Below are 17223 nucleotides of genomic sequence, written 5' to 3'. Positions count from 1 at the left end.
TTGATCTCATCGCATCACCTCCTCGACGAACAGCGTCGAGTCGGTTCGCAGCTTGTGCACGTCGCCCACGCGGCGCAGCAGGCCGACGCGATCGAAGTATTCGAGGATCTGGATGGCGCGCTTGCGCCCCAGCCCCGTGGCATCGCGGAACGATGCCGCATTGACCTGCTGGGTGCCTTCGGCAGCCGCCACCTGCCGGGCAATGGCCGCCAGCTTCGCCATCGTGGCCAGCGGGTAATAGAGGTCCTTGACCACCTGGTGCAACTCGCCGCGCTGCGCCAGGCGCGCGAGCGTGGTGCGCATCAGCGGCTCGGGCTCGCTGAAGTCGCGCGCCAGGTCGCGCGCCCAGGCACCCTCGAAACCGGCCCGCGCGAGCTGCGGCGCCGCCTTCTGCGCGATGCGCTCCTCGCTGGCCGACAGGCGCACGCCATGCTCGGGCAGGTGCACGAAGGCGCCACGCAAGGCCAGCACGCCATCGCGGCGCATCGTGTCGAGCAGCGCGCGCCACAGCGGCTCGGGCAGGCGCGGTGCGGCGAGCCGGCGCAGGCGCGAGGCGTCGGGGCCGATCTCGTCGGGCTGTTTCGCGTGGTAGGCCGCGAGTGCGGCCAGCAGCGCCTCGCGCGCTGCCGCGGCTTGCGCGGCGCCGAGCGCCCAGTCACCCTGGGCATCGGTGTGGCGCAGCGCAGCCGGCACCTCGAGCGCGGTCTCGCGTCCCTGGGCTGCGGCGAAGCGGCGCAGCTCGATGCCGTGCGGTGCACTGGCGAGGCAGGCGGCCAGCCGTTCGGCGGGCTCGGGCAGAGCGAGCGCGTCGAGCTCGGCCAGGCGCTGCGGGGTGCGTCGGTAGCGTTGCGGCGCGAACGGATCGAGCACCGCGCCGCCGGCCAGCGTGCGGCTGGCGGAGGCATCGCGCAGCACGACGCGGTCGCCAAACCAGGCGCCGATCGGCGTGCGCAGCACGAGCTGCACGCGGCCGCTCGCATCCGGAACGAGCGTGTCGCCATCGAGTACCGCCACCGTGCCGGGCACACCGGCTGCGCCCAGGTGCACGTGCACCGGCGTGCCGCCGCGCAGCGGCTTCGCCTCGCCGTGCCACAGCGTCAGGGCCACGTCGAAGCGATCGGTGGCCAGCGCGGCGGCCGGGTTCACCAGCCACTGGCCCCGCGAAACCTCGTCCTTGGCCACGCCGGCCAGGGCCACGGCGCAGCGCTGCCCGGCGCACGATTGCGCCACCGCCTGGTTCTGCGCATGCAGGCTGCGCACGCGCGCCTCGCGTTCGCCGGGCACGAGGCGCAGCGTGTCGCCGACGCGCACCGTGCCGGCGTGCACAGTGCCGGTGGCCACGGTACCCACGCCGTCGAGCGTGAAGACGCGGTCGACGGCCAGCCGGAAGGCCTGCGCCGGATCGACGGTGCGCGGCGCGCCGCGCGCGGCGTCGAGCAGCAGCGCCTTCAGCGCCGGCAGGCCCTCGCCGCTGTGCGCCGAGACGGCCAGCACCGGCGCGCCGGCCAGCGGCGTGCCCGCGAGCAGCGCAGCGGCTTCGTCGCGCACCGCCTGCACACGCTGCGTGTCCACGCGGTCGGCCTTGGTCACCACCACCGCGCCGCGGGCCATGCCCAGCAGCGACAGCACCGCGAGGTGCTCGCGCGTCTGCGGCATCACGCCGTCGTCGGCGGCCACCAGCAGCAGCGCGAAGTCGATGCCGGTGGCACCGGCGAGCATGGTGTGCACGAGTCGCTCATGGCCCGGCACGTCGACGAAGCCGATGCGCTGATCCGACGCCGGCACGTCGAGGAAAGCGTAGCCCAGCTCGATGCTGATGCCGCGCTTCTTCTCCTCCGGCAGGCGGTCGGTGTCCACGCCGGTGAGTGCTCTCACCAGCGTGGTCTTGCCGTGGTCGATGTGGCCTGCGGTGCCGACGATCACTGCAGCCGCTCCTTCAGCAGTGGCAGCTGTGCCACGAAGGGTGCACTGTCCTCGAGGCAACGCAGGTCGAGCAGCAGCCGGTCATCGGACACCCGGCCGATGACGGGCAGGGGCAGCGCGCGCAGCGCGTCGGCGAGTTCGTCGAGGGCTCGGCCCGCCCCCTTCTTCTGAAGCGGCGCGATGGCCAGGCCGGCCGAGGGCAGCCGCTCGACCGGCAGCGAGCCGGAGCCGATCTGGCCCTGCATGTCGGCCACTTCGACCATGAAGCGTGGCACCACGGCCTCGGCGACGGCCGGCGCGAGCTGCTGCGCGAACGCGCGGATCTGCGCGGCGGGCCGCGTCAGCAGGCGCAGCGTGGGCAGGTCCTGCGCCAGCCGCTCGGGGCGCAGGTAGAGCATCAGCGTGGCCTCCAGCGCCGCCAGCGGCAGCTTGCTCATGCGCAGCGCGCGCTTCATCGGGAACTTGCGGATGCGGCCGATCGCCTCCTTCGTGCCGACGATCAGGCCGGCTTGCGGCCCGCCGAGCAGCTTGTCGCCGCTGAAGGTGACGACGTCGCAGCCGGCGGCGAGCATCTCCTGCGGCAGCGGCTCGCGTGGCAAGCCGTAGGCGGCCAGGTCGACCAGCGAGCCGCTGCCGAGATCCGTGGCCAGCGGCACGCCCTTGCCGTGCGCGATGCCGGCCAGCGTGGCCTCGTCGACCGCGGCGGTGAAACCCTGCACCGCGTAGTTGCTGGTGTGCACCTTCATCACCAGCGCCGTGCGCTCGCCGATGGCGCGTTCGTAGTCGGCCGGGTGGGTGCGGTTGGTGGTGCCCACCTCCACCAGCGTGGCGCCGGCTGAGGCCATCACGTCGGGCATGCGAAAGGCGCCGCCGATCTCGACCAGCTCGCCGCGCGAGACGATGACTTCCCTGCCGCGCGCCATGGCGGCGATGCTCAGAAGCACCGCCGCGGCGTTGTTGTTCACCACCGTGGCCGCCTGCGCGCCGGTGATAGTGCACAGCAGCTCCTCGACGATGCCGTCGCGGTCGCCGCGCCCGCCGGAATCGAGGTCGTACTCGAGATTGTTCGGCCCGGCCATCATCGCCAGCAGGTGCTGCAGGGCGCTGTCGGACAGCAGCGCGCGGCCGAGGTTGGTGTGGATCACCGTGCCGGTGAGGTTGAGCACGCGGCGCATGCGCGGAGCCAGCCGCTGCGCGATGCGCGCGGCCAGCGCGGCGTGCAGCGCGTCCGACTGCACGGCCGACGTGTCAAGGGCGCTGGCGAGGGCCTGCACGCGCAGCATGTCGAGCAGCGCGCGCGCCTGCCCGGCCACCAGCGTGTGGCCGTGCGATGCGACGAGCGCCGCCACGGCGGGCGAGCGCAACAGCCTGTCGACGGAGGGGAGGTCCTTCGCGCTGGCCTTGGAACCGTGAACCACGGATTCGGCGGGCCGCGACATCAGCCGCCCCCTTGCGCGGGAGGTGGATCGGGCGGCGCGTCGGGCGCGCCGAACAGCAGCATCAGGTTGACGCCGTGGCGCTGGTAGCCGGCTTCGGAGACGAGCAGGTCCAGCGTCAAGCTGGCCAGGTCATCGGCCACCGGCTCGACGAAGGGGTCGCGGTCGGTGTGCATGATCTTCAGGTAGCTGCCGCAGTCGTCGCAGGTCTCGGCCTGCAGTGCGGCGTTGGCGACGCGCTGGGACGCTTCGCCGCTGGCGTCGGCGGCGTCGAGCGCCTGGTAAGCGAGGCTCTTGGTGCTCAGGCAGTTCGGGCACTTGATGCGCACCATGTGCCACTGCAGGCTGCACAGCGAGCAGTGCAGGTAACGCTGGCCGAGCGACTCGCCGCTGCTGCGCGTGATGCTGGCCACCGGCCGGCTGCCGCAGCAGGGGCAGGCGGTCTCGTCGTCGATGCGGCCGAAGGGCTGGCCGCGGCCGTCGCCGCGCTGCATCAGCGTGGTGGCCAAGTGCGTCCAGTAGACCTGCAGCGCAGCCGCCACCAGCGGAGCGGTCGCCAGGTCCAGGCCTTCCATGACGCCGGTGAGCAGGCAGTCGGCCTGACGCTCGAACCAGTCGCCGCTCGCGTCGGCCACTTTCTCCAGTGCCTCCTTCGCACCGCCGGGCGCGCTGGTGCGCAGGTCGGAGGCGATCACGCGGGCCACGCCATGCCATATCGGATCGCGCGGCCAGTCGGCGGCGTCCAGCGGCGGCGTGCCGCGCTGGGCCGCGCGGTCCAGCGCGTCGGCATCGGGCAGGGGCACGCTGGGAAAGCCCTCGAGCCGGTCCTGCTGCGCCTGCGCGAGATCGGCCATGAAGAGCAGGAAGTCCCACATGGCGTGGCCGCGGGCGAGCTGGCGCAGCCGCATGGCGCGCTCGGCAAACACGGTGCTGCGCACGGGTGCGTGCAGGAACGCGGTGTCGCCGCCGGCGCGGGCGGCGATCTCCTCGGGTGTCATCACCCGCACCGTGGCAGTCATCGTCATCGGCTCATTTCCCCCGGGTCATCTGCTGGTGCCACAGCATGTGGTGCTGGCGCGCCCAGGCATCGGTGACGGTGCCGCGGGTCATCGCGCGCACCGAACCCTTCACCCAGATGGCCGCATAGACGTGCACGATGGTCGACAGGATCAGCACCACCGCCGCCACCGAGTGCAGCAGCACGGCGGCGCGCAGCACGACGATCGGGAAGATCGGCGCGAACCAGGGGCGCCAGAACATCACGCCGGTGACCAGCATCACGAGCAGGCTGCCCGCCGTCACCCAGAACATCATCTTCTGCCCGGCGTTGTACTTGCCCACCGGCGGCATCTTCTTCTTGTCGCCGCGCAGCATGTCGCCGGTGTGGGCACGCCATTCCTTGTCGGCATCGTTCATCACGTTGTCGCGCCACAGGCGGAAGAACAGGCCGAGGAAGGACACGAACATCACCACGCCCATGAACGGGTGCAGGATGCGCGCCCACTGACCGCCACCGAACAGGTGGGTGAAGAAGTAGAAGGCCGGGTGGAAGAAGGCCAGGCCCGACAGGCCGGTGAGCACGAACAGCAGCGCAATCACCCAGTGGTTCATTCGCTCCCGGTCGCTGTAACGTTGCAGCAGACTCATGTCGTTTCCTCCTCGTTGGTCTTCTCCTCGACCGGACCGACCTTCATGTAGTGGAAGAAGCCCGCCAGCACCGCGCCGATCATCCCGGCGACGGCCAGCGGCTTGGCCACGCCCTTCCACAGCGAGACCATCGGGCTGATCGTCGGATTCTTCGGCAGGTCTTCCAGCTCGGGCCGGTCGGCATGCTTGAGCACGTACATGACATGCGTGCCGCCCACGCCTTGCGGGTTGTACAGGCCCGCATTCTGGAAGCCACGCTCCTTCAGCTCGCCGGCGCGCTTCTCACCGTAAGCGACCATGTCGTCCTTGGTGCCGAAGCCGATCGCGCCGGTCGGGCAGGTCTTCACGCACGCCGGCTCCAGGCCCACGCCGACGCGGTCGGAACACAAGGTGCACTTGTAGGCCTTGTTGTCCTTGGCGCTGATACGCGGCACGTCGAAGGGGCAGCCCTTGACGCAGTAGCCGCAGCCGATGCAGTTCTCGGAGATGAAGTCGACGATCCCGTTGGACAGCTTGACGATCGCGCCGGGGGCCGGGCAGGCCTTCAGGCAGCCCGGGTCCTCGCAGTGCATGCAGCCGTCCTTGCGGATCAGCCACTCGAGGCTGCCTTCCTTCGGCTCGACCTCGAAGAACTTCATCACCGTCCAGGAGGTCGGCGTGAGGTCGCTCGGGTTGTCGTAGACGCCGATGTTGGTGCCGACCTCGTCGCGCAGGTCGTTCCAGTTCATGCACGCGACCTGGCAGGCCTTGCAGCCGATGCACTTTGACTCGTCGATCAGCTTGGCAACCTGCGGCGCGTTGGTGCGCACCTGCGGGCTGGGCGTGGTGGTGGCCGAGCGGGCCACGATGTCCTGTGATTGCAGACTCGACATGGCTCAGCCCACCTTCTCGATGTTGACGAGGAACGCCTTGAACTCCGGCGTCTGCGAATTCGCGTCGCCGACGAACGGGGTCAATGCGTTGGCCAGGTAGCCGTTCTGCGTCACGCCCTTGAAGCCCCAGTGGATGGGGATGCCGACGTGGTGCACCTTCTTGCCGTTGACGTCGAGCGCCTTCATGCGCTTGGTGACCACGCAGGCCGCGACCACTTCGCCGCGGTTGCTGCGCACCTTGACCTTGTCGCCCTGCTTGATGCCCTTCTCCTTGGCCAGCTCCTCGCCGATCTCCACGAACGGTGCGGGTTGCACGATCGCGTTGCTCTTCGAGTGCTTGGTCCAGAAGTGGAGGTGCTCGGTGAGGCGGTAGGTGGTGGCCGCGTAGGGGAACTCCTCCTTCTTGCCGAAGGCCTCCAGGTCGCCCTTGTAGACGCGCGCCGCGGGGTTGCTGACGGCCTTCGCATTGCTCGGGCACATCAGGTTCACGCCCACCGGCGTCTCGAAGGGCTCGTAGTGCTCCGGGAACGGGCCTTCGTTCATGCCCACCGCATGCAGCCGCGCCACGCCTTCGGGGTTCATGATGAAGGCGCCGACGTTCTGCTCCGGCGCGGCGTCGGGCCGCATGTCGGGCACGTCGGCTCCGCCGGCCCAGGAACTGCCGTTCCAGGCGAGGTACTTGCGGCTCGGATCCCAGGGCTTGCCGTCCTTGTCCGCGCTGGCGCGGTTGTAGAGGATGCGGCGGTTCGCCGGCCACGAGAAACCCCAGTTCGGGAACACGCCCAGGCCGGTCGGGTCGCTGTTGTCGCGCCGTGCGGTCAGGTTGCCCGTCTGGCTCCAGCAGCCGGCGTAGATCCAGTTGCCGCAAGCCGTGCTGCCGTCGTCGCGCAGCACCGCGAAGCCCGGGATCTGCTCGCCGGCCTTGACGATCGGCGTGGGCGGCGGCGTGCCCGGCGCCGGCGGCGGCACCGGGATCGGCTTGCCCGCGGCGTCGAGCTTGGGCGCGGGCGGCGGCGGCATCAGGTCGGCCAGCGCCTTGCCGGAGATCTCGCGCAGCAGCTCGGCCGGGCTCGGCGCGTTGCCGTTCAGGTAGGGCCAGGCGAGTGCAGCCACCGGTTCGGGCAGCGTGCCGCCCTCCTTGGCGTACATGCCGCGCAGCTTCATGAACAGGCGCGCCATGATCTCGCTGTCGGCCTTGGCTTCTCCCGGCGGATCGACGGCCTTCTCCTTCCAGCTGATGACGCGGCTGGAGTTGGTGAAGGAGCCGGTCTCCTCGGCGAAGCAGCTGGTCGGGAAGCGGAACACCTCGGTCTTGATCTCCTCCGGCTTGACGTCGTTGAGCGGGCCGAAGTTCTTCCAGAACTCGCTCGTCTCCGTCTCCAGCGGATCCATCACCACCAGGTACTTCAGCTTGGACAGCGCAGCCGACAGCTTCTTCTTGTTGGGCACCGCGGCCAGCGGGTTGAAGCCCTGCACGACGAAGCCGTTGACCTTGCCCTGGTGCATGCGCTCGAAGATCGCCAGGATGTCGTAGGCGCCATCGCGCTTGGGGTACCAGTCGTAGCCGAAGTCGTTTTCCTTGGTCGCCGCGTTCCCGTAGTAGGCCTTCATCAGGCTGGTGTGCCACTTCGGGAAGTTCTGCGTGAAGGCCATCTGCCCCGGGCGCAGCGGCTTGCCGGTGCGGACCTTCAGGAAGGTCTCCCGGTCAACGTCGGCCTCGGTGGGCGAGGCCAGGTAGCCCGACATCACTTCCGAGTAGGCGCACATGTCGGTGATGCCCTGCACGTTGGCGTGGCCGCGCAGCGCGTTGATCCCACCGCCCGGGCGGCCCATGTTGCCCAGCAGCAGCTGGATCATGGCCATGGTGCGGATGTTCTGCGAGCCCACGCTGTGCTGTGTCCAGCCCAGCGCGTAGCAGATGGTCATCACCTTGTCGGTGGCCGACGTGGCCGCCAGCATCTCGGCCACCTTCAGGAACTGATCCTTCGGCGTGCCGGTGATCTGGCTGACCAGCTCCGGCGTGTACCGGGCATAGTGCTTCTTCATCTGCTGGAACACGCACAGCGGATCCTGCAGCGTCTCGTCGACCTTGACGAAGCCGTCCTCACCGAGCTGATAGCCCCAGCTGGCCTTGTTGTACGAACGCTTGGCCTCGTCGTAGCCGCTGAAGAAGCCGTTGTCGAACTTGTAGTCCGGCTTGGTCAGGAAGCTCGCGTCGGTGTTCAGCTTGACGTAGTCGAGGTGGATCTTGTCGTTCGACAGCAGGTAGTTGATGACACCGGCCAGGAAGGCGATGTCGGTCCCCACGCGGATCGGCGCGTAGTAGTCGGCCACGGCGGCGCTGCGCGTGAAGCGCGGGTCCACCACGATCAGCTTGGCCTTGCGCTGCTGCTGCGCCTCGGTCACCCACTTGAATCCGCAGGGGTGCGCCTCGGCGGCATTGCCGCCCATGATGAGAACGAGATCCGTGTTCTTGATATCAGTCCACGAGTTGGTCATCGCTCCGCGACCGAAAGTCGGGCCCAGACTGGACACCGTCGGCGCGTGTCAGATACGTGCTTGCGTATCGAGTGCGACCATCCCCAGGCCGCGAGCGACCTTTACGGACAGATAACCGGATTCGTTGGACGAGGCGGAGGAGATCAGGAAGGCGCTGGTGTTCCAGCGGTTCACGGTGATCTGCTTGCCGTCCTTCTCGACCGTCTTGACGAGGTTGGCGTCGCGGTCGGCCTTCAGGTGCTTGGCCACACGCGTGAGCGCCTCGTCCCAGGAGATCGTCTTCCACTCGTTCGCACCGGCCTCGCGCACCTGCGGGTGCTTGACGCGGTTGGGCGACTGGATCATGTCCATCACGCCGGCACCCTTTGGGCACAGCGTGCCGCGGTTGACCGGGTGGTCGGGGTCGCCCTCGACGTGGATGATGGTCGACTTGACGTTCTTCGCCTTGTCGCCCAGCGTGTACATCACCAGCCCGCAGCTCACCGAGCAATACGGGCAGGTGCTGCGGGTTTCGGTGGTTCGAGCCAGCTTGAAGTTGCGCGTTTGCGCGAGTGCCGCGGTGGGCGAGAAGCCCATCGCGACGAGGCTGGATCCCACCAGCCCCGCTCCGCTGACCCGGAAGAAGTGCCTCCGGTTCATGTCCATCGATCGTTCTCCCGCGGGCTTTCGGCCCGACAAATGCATGCCTGCGTCACGGCAGAGCTGGGTCGATTGGACATGAGCGGTCCGCGTCAACCGATACGCGCGATCCCCTATGAAATGACGTGCACACCGCTGGACGATCGACGCTGCGACAGCTTGTCGGGGCCGGCACTCGGGTTGCGACAACTTGTCGCGCCGATTCACCCAGTCTGTCGTGCCGGCGGCCTCAGGGTTTTCTGTGCCGGCAGCAACCGCTGCACCAGCGGGTGCAGCACCTTTTTCTCGGTGCCGATGGCGAAGAAGTGCTCCTCGACACCTTCGCAGGCGCCGACGCGCTTCACGTCGTAGCGCTGCACCAGGTCGTCGTGCACGAGGTCGACGGCGGGAAACACGCCCATGCCGCTGGCGCCGAAGGTCTTGAGCAGCGCGCTGTCCTCGAACTCGCCGGCCACCGTCGGGCGGATGCCTTCGTGTTCCAGCCAGTGGTCGATGCGGCTGCGCACCGCGGCATGGGAGGTCGGCAGCAGCACAGGCACGCGGGCCAGCGACTGCGGGAATCCGCGCCGCGCCGACGCGTACAGCGATGGCGCGGCGTACCACGACAGGCCCGAGGCGCCCAGCGAGTGGCTGTAGAGCTTGAGGTTGGCGTTCGCCGGTGCGGCGCGGTCGGCCAGCACCACGTCGAGCCGGTGCAGGGCCAGATCGGCCAGCATGTCCTCGAACTCGTCGACGTGGCACACCAGGCGCAGGTGCGGCTCCAGCATCACCGGCTGCAGCAGCCGCCGCACCACCAGCTTGGGCAGGGCATCGGCGATGCCCACGGCCAGCCGCACGCCATGCGTGGTGGCGGCGTCGCGCACCTCGGCAGGCAGCTGCTCGCCGAGCTGGAAGATCTGGTCGGCCTGGCGCAACGCGGCCAGGCCCGCCTCGGTGAGCACCAGGCCGCGGCCGGCCGGCTTGAGCAGCGAATGGCCGAGCGAGCGCTCGAGCTCGCGCACCTGCGTGCTCACCGTCTGCACCGCCATGCCCAGGCGCGCCGCGGCGCGCGCCATGCCGCCCTCCTTGGCCACGACCCAGAAGTAGTACAGGTGCCGGTAGTTGAAGCTCAGGCTCATCGTCAGCTTTTGCAGAAGTGAAGCTGAAGAATTGTCTGCTTTTTCGGAAACCCATCTGGCCCTATCTTCGGTGCTCGCTTCAACTGATGGAGGTCCTGCGATGCAAGTCGTCTTCGAATCCCGCGACCCGGAAGGTGCGCGCCTGCGCGAGCTGGCCGTGCAGCGCGCGCGCTTCGTGATGCGCCGCCTGGCCTGGCTGGTGCCGCGTGCCAAGGTGCAGCTGTCCGACGTGAACGGCCCGCGCGGCGGCGTCGACAAGCGCTGCCAGGTCGAGCTGAGCACCGACGGCAGCGGCACGGTCGTCATCACTTCGCTGGCGCGCGACTGGCGCAGCGCCCTCGACAGCGCGCTGGCGCGCGCCGCACGCGTGCTGGTGCGCCTGCTGCGCCGCGGCCAGGCGCATGGGCGGGCGCGACCGCGCGCCATCGCTTCCGATCTTTGAACCCACAGGAACCCGAGACCATGAACGACACCACTTCCACCCTGAGCGCCGACGCACGCACCGGCTTGCCGGCGGTGAGTACCGCGGCGCCGCTAGCGGCCGCGCGCGTGCTGCGAAACACCTACGCCCTGCTGGCCATGACGCTGCTGTTCAGCGCCGGCGTGGCCGCGGTCGCCGTGGCCTTCGCCTTGCCGGCACCGGGCTTGCTCATTTCGCTGGTGGGCATGTTCGGCCTGCTGTTCGCCGTGCACAAGCTGAAGAACAGCGGCTGGGCGCTGCCGGCCGTCTTCGCCTTCACCGGCTTCATGGGCTGGACGCTCGGCCCGCTGCTGTCGAAGGTTCTGACGCTGCCCGGCGGCGCGCAGGTGATCACGATGGCGCTCGGCGCCACGGGCGTGGTGTTCCTCGCCCTGTCGGCCTGGGTGCTGAGCACGCGGCGCGACTTCAGCGCCATGGGCGGCTTCCTGTTCGCCGGCATGGTGATCGCGCTGCTGGCCGGCCTGGCCGCGGTGTTCCTGCAGATGCCGGCGCTGGGCCTGGCGGTGTCGGCCATGGTCGCCCTGCTGTCGGCCGGGCTGATCCTGTTCGAGACCAGCCGCATCGTCAACGGCGGCGAAACCAACTACGTGCTGGCCACCGTGGGCCTGTACGTGTCGATCCTCAACCTGTTCACCAGCCTGCTGAGCCTGTTCGGCTTCGGCGGCTCGGACGAGTGAACCCGATCGCAGCCAAAGCAGGAGTGACCCCATGCGCAGCTACCCGACCAACAGCCCGCAGGCCGCGGCCCGCATCGTCGCCTTGACGATGCTGGCCGACGGCCACCTCGCCAAGTCCGAGCTCGACGTGCTCGAGCGCCAGGGCGCACACGATCAGCTCGGTCTGGACCGCGAGACCCTGCAGTCGGTGCTGCACGCCTTCTGCGAAGACCTGCTGCACAGCGCGCACCTGACCTGGAGCGACGCCTGCCGCGTCGACCCGCGCACCCTGGCGCAGCTGATGGCCGAGGTGGACGACCCGGCGCTGCGCCTGAAGGTGCTGCAGCTGTGCCTGAAGATCGTGCAGGCCGACGACCACGTCGCCGAGGGCGAGACGATCGTGCTGGGCGCGGCCGTGGAGCACTGGGGCTTGCACCGCGAGATGTTCCAAGCCGCATGACGGCGCCGCCGCTGCACGAGCGCCTGCGCGCCGCCGCCGCCGAACTGCAGTCCGACCGTGTCTCGCTGGCCGAGATGGCAGCGGCGCACGGCCCGGCCGCGCAGGGCACCTTGCTGGTGCTGATGGCCGCACCCTGCCTGCTGCCGGTGGCTGGCGTGGGCACGCTGCTCGGCCTGGGCCTGGTCGCCGTGGCACTGGCCATGTGGCGCGGCCACGAGCTGGTGTGCCTGCCGCCGCGCGTTGCGGACATGGCCTTGCCGCGCCAGGGGGCTCAGCGCGTGCTCGGACTGATGGCCGGCTTCTATGCCTTTGCTTCACGCTGTTCGCGGGAGCGGCTCACCCACCTCGTGCGAACCGGCAGTTGCCGCTGGCTCGCGAGCGGCGTGGGCGCGATGGCCGTGCTCATCGTGCTGCCGATCCCGTTCGGCAACGTGCTGCCGGCGCTGGCGCTCACCGCGATCGGCCTGGGCATGGTGTTCCGCGACGGCGTGGCGGTGGTGCTGGGCGCCGTGTTCGGGGTGCTCGCGCTCGCGTTCACCGCGGGCCTGGGGCTGGCCGCCTGGCACTGGGGCGGCGAGGGACTGACGGCGTGGCTCGCCGCATGACGCCGGCCCGGCGCCTGCGGTGCCGATGAGCCCCTTCCTCGACCCGGCAATCCTGTTCTTCGTGTTCGGCCTGCTGGCGGGCGGGCTGCGCTCCAACCTGGAGATCCCGCCGCCCATCGCGCGATTCCTGTCGCTGTACCTGCTGATGGCGCTGGGCCTGAAAGGCGGCTTCGCGTTGGCCGCTTCGGGCCTGACGGCTCAGGTCAGCGTCAGCCTGCTCGCCGCGCTCGGCCTGGCCGTGGTGGTGCCGGCGCTCGGCTACGGGCTGCTGCGCCGCTTCCTGAACGGCTTCGACGCCGCGGCGATCGCGGCCACCTACGGCTCGGTCAGCGCGGTGACCTTCATCACCGCAGTGCAGTACCTCGACACCCACGCCGTGGCCTATGGCGGGCACATGGCCGCGGCGATGGCGCTGATGGAGTCGCCCGCCATCGTGATGGCCGTGCTGCTGGCGAACATGGTGCGCCAGCGCGAACGACGCGCTGCCGGACTGGCGCCCGACGCAGCGCATCCCGCGCCCTCGTTGCGCCACATCCTTCACGAGTCGTTCACCGATGGGGCGCAGTTGCTGCTGCTCGGCGCGATGGCTGTGGGCATCATCACCGGCGAGGCCGGGCAGGCGGCGATGAAGCCGTTCGCCAGCGATCTGTTCAAGGGCATGCTCGCCTTCTTCCTGCTCGACATGGGCCTGCTCGCCGCGCGCCACATGGGCGACCTGCGCGGCAAGTCGCCGTGGCTGCTCGCGTACGCCCTGCTCGGGCCGCTGGTGCACGCCACGCTGGCGCTGGGGCTGGCCGCGGCGCTGGGCCTGCCGCCGGGCAACGGCGCGCTGCTGATGGTGCTGGCGGCCAGCGCGTCCTACATCGCCGTGCCGGCGGTGGTGCGCGTGGCGATCCCGGAGGCCAACCCCTCGCTGTACGTCGGCATGTCGCTCGGGCTGACCTTCCCGTTCAACATCCTGCTGGGCATCCCGCTGTACGTGGGCGTGGCGCAGCGCGTTCTGTCTTGAGCTTCAGCGAGGCGCCGCGCCTACGTCGTAGGAGCCGAACACCTGCCGGATCGGCCGTGATTCGGGCATCACGTAGATCACGCCACCCGGTTGCGCGAAGGCCGGGCGCACATGCGCCTCGTAGAAGGCCACGGGCAGGTTGATGCAGCCATAGGAGATGCGCCTGTCGTCGGCGGACGGCGAGGCCAGCCGCTGCAGACGGCGCTCGGACGGGTCTGTCGTCAGCACGCGGTGCATCGACACCGCGGCGTCGTAGTCCACCCAGACGACGTCTTCGCCGCGGGCGTTGCGGCCGCGCTCGGCGACGAAGCGGCCGGCCGGCGTGGTGCGCTCTTCGGGCCGCACCAACGCGATCGGCCGGGTGCCGATGCCCTCGACGGTGTCGTCGCCGCGTGCCGAACCCAGCAGCGCCGGGCTGCTGCCGCGATGGCGCGCCTGCGCGTCGAACACGAACACCGTCGCCTCCCGCTTGTCGACGATGGCGAAGGCCGCGCCTGCGTTGTCGTTCGAAGCGGCGATCCAGTCGGCCAGCTCGCGGGCCTCGGGCCCCGGCGCCACGCGCCCGAAGTCGGCGCGCCGAAGCGCGCCGGTCCGATGCGCGGCGGGGCTGACGCTCGCAGCGTCCGGGCGGTAGGCACCCGCCGGCGGCAGCGTCAGGGCCAGCAGCGCCAAGCCGCCGAGCAGCCCGCGACACAACTCGTCCCGGATCACGGCACGGTTCATCGCAGTCGGCTGTCGGCGGCCTGACGGGGCTGCCCGATCAGTTGCGGTCGGTCTGGGCCGGGCGCTCGGTGGCCGCCGGCATGTCGCTGGACGGCATCGGCGCGGTGCTGCCCGAGGCCGGTGCGTCGACTGTCGCGGCCGGGGTCACCGGCTGCATCGGCATCGCCGGCGAGGTCGGCTGCGTCGGCTGGGCCGGCGAGGTCGACGTGAGCGGCGGCGTGACGGTGGTGGCGTTGTCGGCCGGTGTCGTGGTCTGCGCGTAGGCGAGGCTGATCGTGCCGACCACGGCCAGGGCGGCGGTGGCCGAGAGGATGTACTTGGATGCTTTCATGGGTCTACTCCGTAAGTGGTGTTGAACAGGTCACACCGTTCAGGCGATGCGTGCTGCAGGGTAGGCATCGACCCGGCGCAGCGTCTGTGCGCGCGCGAACCTCCAGCGGGTGCGGCCTGTAATGCTTTGCAAGCGGCCGGGCCAGGCGCGCGTGGCCAGCGGGGCTCGTCTGTGTGCGCCAGCGAACGGTCAACGACCTTGCCGCCGCGGATCATCCTGTGCGCCGCGCGTTCGCAACGGCCGGCCCGCCGTTCTCAAGGAGTCCGCTTGCACATCCTCATGGTTCTCACCTCGCACGCCCAACTCGGCGACACCGGCCGGGCCACCGGCTTCTGGCTGGAGGAGTTCGCCGCACCGTACTACCTGTTCAAGGATGCCGGAGCCCAGGTCACGCTGGCCTCGCCGCGCGGCGGGCAACCCCCGCTGGACCCGAAGAGCGACGACCCCGCGGCGCAGACCGAGGCCACGCGCCGCTTCAAGGACGACGACGCCGCGCAGGCCGAGCTGGCGCACACGCGGCTGCTCGGCGACGTGGCCGAGTCCGGCTTCGACGCGGTGTTCTACCCGGGCGGCCACGGCCCCTTGTGGGACCTGGCCGAAGACAGCACCTCGATCGCGCTGATCGAAGCCATGCTCGATGCCGGCAAGCCGGTGGCCGCCGTCTGCCACGCGCCCGCGGTGCTGCGTCACGCCAAGCGGCGCGATGGCAGCTCGGTGGTGAAGGGCAGCAAGGTCACGGGCTTCACGAACAGCGAGGAGCAGGCCGCCGGCCTCACCGACGTCGTGCCCTTCCGCGTGGAAGACATGTTGCGCGCGCAGGGTGGCGACTACTCCAAGCTCGACGACTGGCAGCCGCACGTGGTCGTCGACGGCCGGCTCGTCACCGGGCAGAACCCGGCATCGTCGGCTCCGGCGGCGGCGGCACTGCTGAAGCTGCTCTCCTGAGACGATGGCCGTGAGGCTGGCCGGCGCCCGTTGGCGACCAGGAGGCGCGGCTGCCTGGGTGCTGCAGCATCCCGCCGCGTTCGCGCTGCAGGTGCTGCGCGGCTTCCGCGCCAACCAGGGCCTGCTGCTGGCCGGCGCGGTGGCGTACTACGCGCTGCTGTCCATCGTGCCGCTGCTGATCCTCGCGGTGATCGTGCTGTCGCACTGGGTCGACCAGGCCGAGCTGCTGCGCACCATCGGCCGCTACCTCGAGTGGCTGGTGCCGGGGCAGTCGAAGGCCATCGTGGCCGAGCTGGCCGCCTTCGTGACGCACCGAGACGTGATGGGCTGGGTGCTGGCGATCAGCATGCTGTTCTTCAGTTCGCTCGCCTTCACCGTGCTGGAGAACGCGATGTCGGTGATCTTCCTGCACCGCGTCGTGGCGCGACGGCGGCACTTCCTGGTCTCGGCGATCATCCCGTACTGCTTCATCCTCAGCCTCGGGCTGGGCCTGCTGCTGGCGACCCTGGTCGCGGGCAGCCTGCAGGCGATGGGCGAGAACCGCGTCGAAGCCTTCTGGCGCCAGTGGTCGCTCGCCGGCATGTCCGGCGCGCTGCTCTACCTGCTCGGGCTGGCCGGAGAGATCTTCGTGCTCACTGCCGTGTACATGGTCATGCCAGTGGGCCGGCCGTCGCTGCGGCATGCGCTGATCGGCGCGTTGGCAGCCGCGCTGCTGTGGGAGCTGTCCCGCCACGCGCTGGTCTGGTACTTCTCGACGCTGTCGCAGATCAGCGCCGTCTACGGCTCGCTGACCACCGCCATCGCCGCGCTGCTGAGCCTGGAACTGGGCGCGACCCTGTTGCTGTTGGGGGCGCAGGTGATCTCGGAGTACGAGCGCGTCGAAGGGCATGACAAAGAGGCACCTGCACGGCCCTTCACGACGCCGTCAACCTGACGCTCGCGCCCGAATCCGCGGTGCGCTGCACCGACGGCTCGCCGGCCCGGAACGCTACGTCTTTCGACACATCGGAAGCCGGCGTGGCGCCCTACATTGCGCTCGGTCCTGCCTTGCCCCTCGCCACTCAACCGGTACACCGACATGGCCTTCGCTGCTTGTTCCCGAGACCTGAACCAACTGCTGGTCGGCCTGCCGTCGGCCGACTGGAACGCACTGCGGCTCCACCTCGAGTGGGTCGAACTCCCGCAAGGCGCGGTGCTCTACGAATCCGGCGAGGTGCTGCGGCATGTGTACTTCCCGGTCACGGCCGTCGTTTCGCTGGTGTCTTCGATGAAGAGCGGCGCCACCGCCGAGGTGGCGGTGGTCGGCAACGAAGGGGTGGTCGGCGTGTGCGCCTTCCTGGGCGGGGGCAGTTCGCACAGCGGCGCCGTCGTGCAGCGCGCCGGCCACGGCCTGCGCATGAGCGCACAGGCGATCGCCGACCAGGCGAACCGCTCGCCGGCTCTCTCGCAGCAATTGCTCGGCTACACGCAGGCGCTGCTGACGCACATGACCCAGACTTCGGCCTGCCATCGGCACCACGATGTCGACCAGCAGCTGTGCCGCTGGCTGCTGCTCCATCTCGACCGCCAGCCGGGCCAGGATCTGCACGTGACTCACGAACGCATCGCCGGCCTGCTGGGCGTGCGCCGCGAAGGCGTGACCTGCGGTGCGCTCAAGCTGCGCAAGGCGGGCCTGATCGACTACCGGCGCGGGCGTGTCTCGGTGCTCGACCGCCACGGTCTGGAGGCTCTCAGCTGCGAATGTTATGCCGTCGTGCGGCAGGCCTACGACCGGCTGTCGGCCGCGGCCGCGCCGCGCCCGGTCGAGCTGCATGCGGCCGAGCCGCGGCCCATGCGGCCGATGCCGCTGCGCGCGGCGCTGGCGATGGCCTGAGGCGAG

At 70.0% G+C, this 17223-nt stretch carries 17 protein-coding genes; 8 read left to right on the top strand and 9 right to left on the bottom strand.

The window, feature by feature from the left end; all coding sequences use genetic code 11:
* Nucleotides 1-6: 6 nt before the first annotated feature.
* The 7 genes from selB to HZ992_RS15990 form a co-directional block, all read right to left on the bottom strand.
* Nucleotides 7-1923 (bottom strand): selenocysteine-specific translation elongation factor, encoded by a 1917-nt coding sequence (gene selB / locus HZ992_RS16020; RefSeq protein WP_209382833.1) that lies wholly within the window; start codon nt 1921-1923, stop codon nt 7-9.
* A complete protein-coding gene (gene selA / locus HZ992_RS16015; RefSeq protein WP_209382832.1) occupies nt 1920-3362 on the bottom strand; it encodes an L-seryl-tRNA(Sec) selenium transferase in 1443 nt (480 codons plus the stop codon). The genes selB and selA overlap by 4 nt, the downstream gene beginning before the upstream one ends.
* On the bottom strand, nt 3362-4384 hold the full coding sequence (gene fdhE, locus HZ992_RS16010; RefSeq protein ID WP_209382831.1) for a formate dehydrogenase accessory protein FdhE: 1023 nt from the start codon (nt 4382-4384) through the stop codon (nt 3362-3364). The genes selA and fdhE overlap by 1 nt, the downstream gene beginning before the upstream one ends.
* A gap of 4 nt (nt 4385-4388) precedes the next feature.
* Nucleotides 4389-5006 (bottom strand): formate dehydrogenase subunit gamma, encoded by a 618-nt coding sequence (locus tag HZ992_RS16005; protein WP_209382830.1) that lies wholly within the window; start codon nt 5004-5006, stop codon nt 4389-4391.
* Nucleotides 5003-5878, bottom strand: a complete 876-nt coding sequence (gene fdxH, locus HZ992_RS16000) for a formate dehydrogenase subunit beta (protein ID WP_209382829.1) — start codon at nt 5876-5878, stop codon at nt 5003-5005. The genes HZ992_RS16005 and fdxH overlap by 4 nt, the downstream gene beginning before the upstream one ends.
* 3 nt (nt 5879-5881) lie before the next feature.
* Complete coding sequence (gene fdnG, locus HZ992_RS15995; RefSeq protein WP_209382828.1) at nt 5882-9022, bottom strand: formate dehydrogenase-N subunit alpha; 3141 nt, start codon at nt 9020-9022, stop codon at nt 5882-5884.
* Nucleotides 9023-9219: 197 nt separating this feature from the next.
* Nucleotides 9220-10134: a LysR family transcriptional regulator gene (locus HZ992_RS15990; protein WP_209382827.1), complete on the bottom strand. Its 915-nt coding sequence runs from the start codon at nt 10132-10134 to the stop codon at nt 9220-9222.
* A 100-nt stretch (nt 10135-10234) separates the two neighbouring features.
* Between HZ992_RS15990 and HZ992_RS15985 the strand changes: the two genes are divergently transcribed.
* Genes HZ992_RS15985 through HZ992_RS15965 form a run of 5 tightly spaced genes read left to right on the top strand, consistent with a single transcriptional unit; the run spans nt 10235 to nt 13345 of the window.
* Nucleotides 10235-10576, top strand: a complete 342-nt coding sequence (locus tag HZ992_RS15985; protein WP_209382826.1) for an HPF/RaiA family ribosome-associated protein — start codon at nt 10235-10237, stop codon at nt 10574-10576.
* A 20-nt stretch (nt 10577-10596) separates the two neighbouring features.
* Nucleotides 10597-11292, top strand: a complete 696-nt coding sequence (locus tag HZ992_RS15980; RefSeq protein ID WP_209382825.1) for a Bax inhibitor-1/YccA family protein — start codon at nt 10597-10599, stop codon at nt 11290-11292.
* Nucleotides 11293-11323: 31 nt separating this feature from the next.
* On the top strand, nt 11324-11731 hold the full coding sequence (locus tag HZ992_RS15975) for a TerB family tellurite resistance protein (RefSeq protein ID WP_209382824.1): 408 nt from the start codon (nt 11324-11326) through the stop codon (nt 11729-11731).
* The gene (locus tag HZ992_RS15970) at nt 11728-12336 is read left to right on the top strand and encodes an exopolysaccharide biosynthesis protein (RefSeq protein WP_209382823.1); all 609 of its coding nucleotides are present in this window, start codon (nt 11728-11730) and stop codon (nt 12334-12336) included. The genes HZ992_RS15975 and HZ992_RS15970 overlap by 4 nt, the downstream gene beginning before the upstream one ends.
* A gap of 25 nt (nt 12337-12361) precedes the next feature.
* Nucleotides 12362-13345 (top strand): sodium-dependent bicarbonate transport family permease, encoded by a 984-nt coding sequence (locus HZ992_RS15965; RefSeq protein WP_209382822.1) that lies wholly within the window; start codon nt 12362-12364, stop codon nt 13343-13345.
* A 3-nt stretch (nt 13346-13348) separates the two neighbouring features.
* Here the strand turns inward: HZ992_RS15965 and HZ992_RS15960 are convergent, their stop codons facing one another.
* Nucleotides 13349-14068, bottom strand: a complete 720-nt coding sequence (locus HZ992_RS15960) for a hypothetical protein (RefSeq protein ID WP_209382821.1) — start codon at nt 14066-14068, stop codon at nt 13349-13351.
* A gap of 37 nt (nt 14069-14105) precedes the next feature.
* Nucleotides 14106-14399, bottom strand: coding sequence for a hypothetical protein (locus HZ992_RS15955; protein ID WP_209382820.1), 294 nt, complete (start codon nt 14397-14399; stop codon nt 14106-14108).
* 267 nt (nt 14400-14666) lie between these two features.
* Here HZ992_RS15955 and HZ992_RS15950 point away from each other — a divergent pair, with 267 nt between their 5' ends.
* The 3 genes from HZ992_RS15950 to HZ992_RS15940 all read left to right on the top strand — a co-directional run bounded on the left by HZ992_RS15950 (nt 14667) and on the right by HZ992_RS15940 (nt 17217).
* The gene (locus HZ992_RS15950; RefSeq protein ID WP_245213063.1) at nt 14667-15344 is read left to right on the top strand and encodes a type 1 glutamine amidotransferase domain-containing protein; all 678 of its coding nucleotides are present in this window, start codon (nt 14667-14669) and stop codon (nt 15342-15344) included.
* 4 nt (nt 15345-15348) lie between these two features.
* Nucleotides 15349-16278 (top strand): YihY/virulence factor BrkB family protein, encoded by a 930-nt coding sequence (locus HZ992_RS15945; protein WP_209382819.1) that lies wholly within the window; start codon nt 15349-15351, stop codon nt 16276-16278.
* A gap of 144 nt (nt 16279-16422) precedes the next feature.
* The gene (locus HZ992_RS15940; protein WP_209382818.1) at nt 16423-17217 is read left to right on the top strand and encodes a Crp/Fnr family transcriptional regulator; all 795 of its coding nucleotides are present in this window, start codon (nt 16423-16425) and stop codon (nt 17215-17217) included.
* Nucleotides 17218-17223: the final 6 nt, after the last annotated feature.

Origin of the sequence: Rhizobacter sp. AJA081-3 (assembly GCF_017795745.1) — a bacterium.
In the GTDB taxonomy this organism is placed as follows: domain Bacteria; phylum Pseudomonadota; class Gammaproteobacteria; order Burkholderiales; family Burkholderiaceae_C; genus Piscinibacter.
The sequence above is the reverse complement of the archived record's forward strand: the minus strand, read 5'-3'. Positions and strand labels throughout refer to the sequence as shown.

What these genes read in the sequence shown, in the direction of transcription:
- selA (WP_209382832.1), bottom strand. Translation starts at nt 3,362, where the DNA reads ATGTCGCGGCCCGCCGAATCCGTGGTTCACGGTTCCAAGGCCAGCGCG.
- fdhE (WP_209382831.1), bottom strand. Translation starts at nt 4,384, where the DNA reads ATGACGATGACTGCCACGGTGCGGGTGATGACACCCGAGGAGATCGCC.
- HZ992_RS16005 (WP_209382830.1), bottom strand. Translation starts at nt 5,006, where the DNA reads ATGAGTCTGCTGCAACGTTACAGCGACCGGGAGCGAATGAACCACTGG.
- fdxH (WP_209382829.1), bottom strand. Translation starts at nt 5,878, where the DNA reads ATGTCGAGTCTGCAATCACAGGACATCGTGGCCCGCTCGGCCACCACC.
- HZ992_RS15990 (WP_209382827.1), bottom strand. Translation starts at nt 10,134, where the DNA reads ATGAGCCTGAGCTTCAACTACCGGCACCTGTACTACTTCTGGGTCGTG.
- HZ992_RS15985 (WP_209382826.1), top strand. Translation starts at nt 10,235, where the DNA reads ATGCAAGTCGTCTTCGAATCCCGCGACCCGGAAGGTGCGCGCCTGCGC.
- HZ992_RS15980 (WP_209382825.1), top strand. Translation starts at nt 10,597, where the DNA reads ATGAACGACACCACTTCCACCCTGAGCGCCGACGCACGCACCGGCTTG.
- HZ992_RS15975 (WP_209382824.1), top strand. Translation starts at nt 11,324, where the DNA reads ATGCGCAGCTACCCGACCAACAGCCCGCAGGCCGCGGCCCGCATCGTC.
- HZ992_RS15970 (WP_209382823.1), top strand. Translation starts at nt 11,728, where the DNA reads ATGACGGCGCCGCCGCTGCACGAGCGCCTGCGCGCCGCCGCCGCCGAA.
- HZ992_RS15965 (WP_209382822.1), top strand. Translation starts at nt 12,362, where the DNA reads ATGAGCCCCTTCCTCGACCCGGCAATCCTGTTCTTCGTGTTCGGCCTG.
- HZ992_RS15960 (WP_209382821.1), bottom strand. Translation starts at nt 14,068, where the DNA reads ATGAACCGTGCCGTGATCCGGGACGAGTTGTGTCGCGGGCTGCTCGGC.
- HZ992_RS15955 (WP_209382820.1), bottom strand. Translation starts at nt 14,399, where the DNA reads ATGAAAGCATCCAAGTACATCCTCTCGGCCACCGCCGCCCTGGCCGTG.
- HZ992_RS15945 (WP_209382819.1), top strand. Translation starts at nt 15,349, where the DNA reads ATGGCCGTGAGGCTGGCCGGCGCCCGTTGGCGACCAGGAGGCGCGGCT.
- HZ992_RS15940 (WP_209382818.1), top strand. Translation starts at nt 16,423, where the DNA reads ATGGCCTTCGCTGCTTGTTCCCGAGACCTGAACCAACTGCTGGTCGGC.